Origin of the sequence: Mesorhizobium sp. M7A.F.Ca.ET.027.03.2.1, from assembly GCF_003999175.1 — a bacterium.
Taxonomy (GTDB): domain Bacteria; phylum Pseudomonadota; class Alphaproteobacteria; order Rhizobiales; family Rhizobiaceae; genus Mesorhizobium.
The window spans coordinates 1-4,369 of sequence record NZ_RZOM01000498.1; the positions used below are offsets into that span (position 1 = coordinate 1).

A 4,369-nucleotide genomic window follows, 5' to 3' on the forward strand; every position below is an offset into this window, starting at 1 on the left:
GTCCTGGCTGGGCGACAGCGTGCCGGCGGCGGCGAGCCTGTTCTCGACCTGCTGGTCCTGCAGCTTGCGCAGCTTTTTGTAGGTGTCGGCGATAACGTCGAGCGTCTCCATCACCTGCGGGCGGAGTTCCGCTTCCATCGCGGCCAGCGACAGGCTCGCTTCGTCCTCGTCTTCGTCGTCGTCATCCGTCAGCCCACGCGTATCGGCGCCGACATTCGTGATGTCGTCTTCGTCGTCGCGCGAACGGCGCGGCTTGTCCTCGACCTTGGCTTCCTCGACGCGCTCGACCACCGGCGCCTGCTTGGCCTCGGGGCCGGCATAGGTGGCTTCGAGATCGATGATCTCGCGCAGCAGGATCTTGGATTCGTTGAGTTCGTCGCGCCAGATGATGATGGCCTGGAAGGTCAGCGGGCTTTCGCACAGACCCGCGATCATCGTCTCGCGGCCGGCCTCGATGCGCTTGGCGATGGCAATTTCGCCCTCGCGCGACAACAGCTCGACCGAGCCCATCTCGCGCAGATACATGCGCACCGGATCGTCGGTGCGATCGGTCGGTTCTTTCTTGGTGGTGGTGGCGGCGACCGCGGTGCCGGTCTGCTCAGCCAACTCGTTGGCGTCTTCCTCGGCATCGGCCGCGGTGTCGGCGGCCTCGGGCTCCTCGCCCTGCTCGTCGTCCTCGACCACGTTGATGCCCATGTCGGACAGCATCGCCATCGTGTCCTCGATCTGCTCGGAGGTCACTTCCTCTGAGGGCAGCACCGAATTCAGCTCGTCCATGGTGACATAGCCCCGCTTCTTGGCGGCCTTGATCATCTTCTTGACAGCATCATCGGAAAGGTCGAGCAGAGGGCCATCGGTGGCGCCTTCGCGTTCGGTTTCGACCTCTTCCTTTTCCTTTGTCGCCATAGTCTTTATCTTCTCCTAGCGGCCGAACTTCAAAGCCGCGTAAGCTGTCGGACCAGTCAAATCGGATGCGCTCGCTTATGAAACGCGCTTCACCGGGCCAGTAACTGCATCAACTCGTTTCGTTTGGTGTATGTCGTTGCCCAAATCGGTTTCCCCTTTTGGGCGACATGCATTAAGTCCAGATTAACCCTGATATCTGTGGCAGGCGGGCTGCCTGTCCAGTGACCAGTACCTCACATCGCTTATTTCCCGTCGACGCGGGTTCGGGTTAACGTTTCGAATCGTCCTGATTCCGCCAATCTGCCAGAAGGTCAAGCGCCTCTCGCATGATTCGCATGAAAAAAGCGAATCAATTACCCGACTTAGCCCGTTACGCGCCATTTGGACGCGCAACGACGCTTTCTCAATTCACTCGCTTCCAACTAAGCTCGCCCAGCCCTGCCCGAGGAGACGCCAAACCCTTCGATCAGCGCTTCCGTGGCCTGCACATCCTGGAATTGCGCCTGAATTTCGATCAGATGCCGGTAGTTTTCGTCTGTGGGATCGGTGGCGAGCGCCGCTTCCGCCTGTTTCAGTTCCTTATGTAAGGTGCGCGCGCTGCGCTGCAAGTGCAGCGCCTGGCTGAAAGCATCGCGGGCATCTTCAAGGGCGGCGGTCTCCAGCGCCGGCCATTGCCGCATCCGCCGGATCAGCCCGACGGCCCGCTCCCAGATCTCGGCGCAGCCAGCGCGTTCGATCGTCGCAATCACCGCCTGCCGGTCATTGGCCATGTCATGCGCCATCGCATCTAGGATTGCCGCATGCAGCCGCCTCAGGTCGGAGTTGGCGAGATCGAGGAACTCGATATGGGCGAAATTCTCGTCGATCAGCGCCGGATGGTTGATCAACGCGACGATGATCGTCGCCTCGCGCACCGACATCCCCTCGCCGCCGCGTTTGACCAAAGCCGACTGGCCGAGGCTTTCGGTGATCGCAATGCGGCCGCCACCGCCTTTGGCGAACTGCCCGCCGGGCGCGGCCGTCTTGCCCTGGCCCTGTTTCCAGTCCTGCCGACCTTGACGCCCACTGCGCTGCGAGCCGAAGAAGCTCAGCACACGCTCGCGCATCTCCTGCTGGTAGTGGTAGCGCAGGCTTTCGTCGCGGATGCGGCTGGTCAGCTCGCGCAGCGTCTTCTCGAGTTCGGCCCCCGCTCCGGCGTATCGAAGACGCCGCCCGCCGTCTCACGCATCCACAAAAGGTCGACCAGCGGCCGCGCCTCGGCCAGCACGCGACGAAAAGCATCCGGTCCTTCGGTCTTGACCAGATCGTCGGGATCCTTGCCTTCCGGCAGCAGCGCGAAGCGCGCCGAACGGCCGGCCTGCACAGATGGCAGCGCCATATCGGCGGCCCGCCACGCTGCCTTCAGCCCGGCCTTGTCGCCGTCGAAGCACAGCATCGGCTCCGGCGCCATGCGCCAGAGCAGTTCGAGCTGGTTCTCGGTAAGCGCGGTGCCGAGCGGCGCCACGACATTCTCGAAGCCGGCCTGCGCCAGTGCGATCACGTCCATATAGCCTTCGACGGCGATGACCGTGCCGCCCTTGGCCAAGGCCTTGCGGGCGCGGGCGAAATTATAGAGCACATTGCCCTTGTGGAAGAGCTCGGTGTCAGGCGAGTTCATGTATTTGGCCAGCGCGTCCGGCTGCAAAGCACGGCCGCCGAAGGCGATGATCTTGCCCCGGGAATCCGGAATCGGGAACATGATGCGGTCGCGGAACCAGTCATAGGAAACCGGGATGTCGTCACCGTGGCGCACCAGTCCACAAGCCTGGATGTCGGCCTTGGGCACGCCCTTGGCGGCGAGATGCTCCTTCAGCGCATTGCGGCTGTCGGGCGCAAAACCGAGCCGGAACGATTGCTGCGTCGCCGGCGTCAGTCCGCGGTCGCGCAGATAGGCACGCGCCTTGGCGCCTTCCGGCCCCTGCAGCCGTTCCTGGAAGAAGGCGGTGGCCATCTCCATGACGTCGGTCAGGCTGGCGCGTTCCTTTTCGCGCCGCTCCTCCTGCGCATCGCGAACCGGCATCGGCACACCGGCCATGTCGGCGATCTTTTCGACCGCTTCGGGAAAGCTCATCCCGTCGAGTTCGGTGAGGAACTTGAAATGATCGCCCGAAACAGAACAGCCGAAACAGTGGTAGCGGCCCTTTTTGTCCTCGCAGTGGAAGGACGGGCTCTTCTCGCCGTGGAACGGACAACAGGCCCAATAGTCGCCGCGCGGCGCGTTGGTTTTCTTCCTGTCCCACGCAACGCGCTGGCCGATCACCGATGAAATCGGCACGCGGTCGCGTATCTCGTCGAGGAAGGCGGGTGGAAAGCGCATCGGGGAACTCGTTTCCCGATTATATAATCATACCCGCGAATTCCGACGACCCTTAATGCGGGCCATACCCGGTTTCCACAGGCAAAAGAGGCGGCCGTTGCGGGCCGCCTCTTTCCAATATCCGCCTGGGGAGCGATCAGTGCGCGGCAAGCGCGCCGAAAATGACGCCGGAGAGCACACCGACCAACACATAGTCGTTTCCGACGCGGATCCATTCCTGGCCGCGGCCGGGACGATGCAGGCCATAGCGGCCGTAGTCGCGGATCGGCTGGTGCTGTCTCCAGCCTGAATATTTGTGGCCGTTGCGCCAGTTGTTGCGCTTTACGATGACCTTCTTATGGATGACGCGCTTCTGGATGAAGCGCTTCTTGACATCCCTGTTGGTGGGCTTTTGCCAGTCGACCTGGCTGTAGTTCGACTGCGGAGCGTTCGGTGCGTTCAGCGGTGCGGCTTGGCCGGTGAGGGACGTAGCGGCCAGCATCGAGAAAGCGAGTGCGGAAAGGACAATGCGTTTCAAGAGAAGTCTCCTTGGTTGTCGATGCCCAGGGAATAGCGGGCCACCGATGAACCGAAACTGAACGCCTGCATTACAATTGCGTAATGAATTCCTTGATTTACCCAAGAAAGCTGAACATGATTGCAAAGGCAGGAGCCGGTCGCGCTGCTAACTCGGCCTATCCGTTGCTTCGCGCCCGCCCCGCAATGCAACCATTTGCGCGTCCGTCCATTTTCCGACACCGCCCGTCGCGCTGCAACAGCCCTTGAAATCGACAAGATTTTATTACCCGGCTAAAATATTCGAGCTATTATAAGCCACCGCCATGAACATGATTCGTATCCTCGTTTTCCCTTCTGATCGCCACGCCAAACAGGACGCGCATCCTGTTTGCATGCGGGGGGCGAAATGAGCGGGTCCGCCGTCCTTCTGCATCTGGCCGGCGCCGTGGCGCTGATGCTGTTTGCCACCCGCATGGTGAAGACAGGCGTCGAACGCGCCTATGGCGACGTGCTGCGCCATCGCCTGCGCGCCACCATGCGCAATCCAATCATGGCGGTGCTGGCCGGCACCGGCCTTGCCATCGCCCTGCAAAGCTCCACCGCCGTCAC

General features: G+C 62.0%; 2 protein-coding genes and 2 pseudogenes. 1 reads left to right on the forward strand and 3 read right to left on the reverse strand.

The features are described 5' to 3' along the window. The 3 genes and pseudogenes from EN750_RS20650 to EN750_RS20660 form a co-directional block, all read right to left on the reverse strand. Positions 1-906, reverse strand: a 906-nt coding sequence (locus EN750_RS20650; protein ID WP_281062311.1) for an RNA polymerase sigma factor region1.1 domain-containing protein, incomplete at its 3' end; no start/stop codon positions are given. Between the two features lie 422 nt (positions 907-1,328). Next, positions 1,329-3,262 (reverse strand): annotated as a pseudogene (dnaG, locus tag EN750_RS20655) (DNA primase). Positions 3,263-3,398: 136 nt separating this feature from the next. Further along, positions 3,399-3,779 carry an RcnB family protein gene (locus tag EN750_RS20660; RefSeq protein ID WP_127270906.1) on the reverse strand — a complete coding sequence of 127 codons (381 nt, stop codon included), beginning with the start codon at positions 3,777-3,779 and terminating at the stop codon, positions 3,399-3,401. 387 nt (positions 3,780-4,166) lie between these two features. On the opposite strand from EN750_RS20660, the pseudogene EN750_RS20665 reads away from it, so the two are divergent. Continuing rightward, a pseudogene (locus EN750_RS20665) lies at positions 4,167-4,369 on the forward strand (Na/Pi cotransporter family protein); the annotation flags it as partial.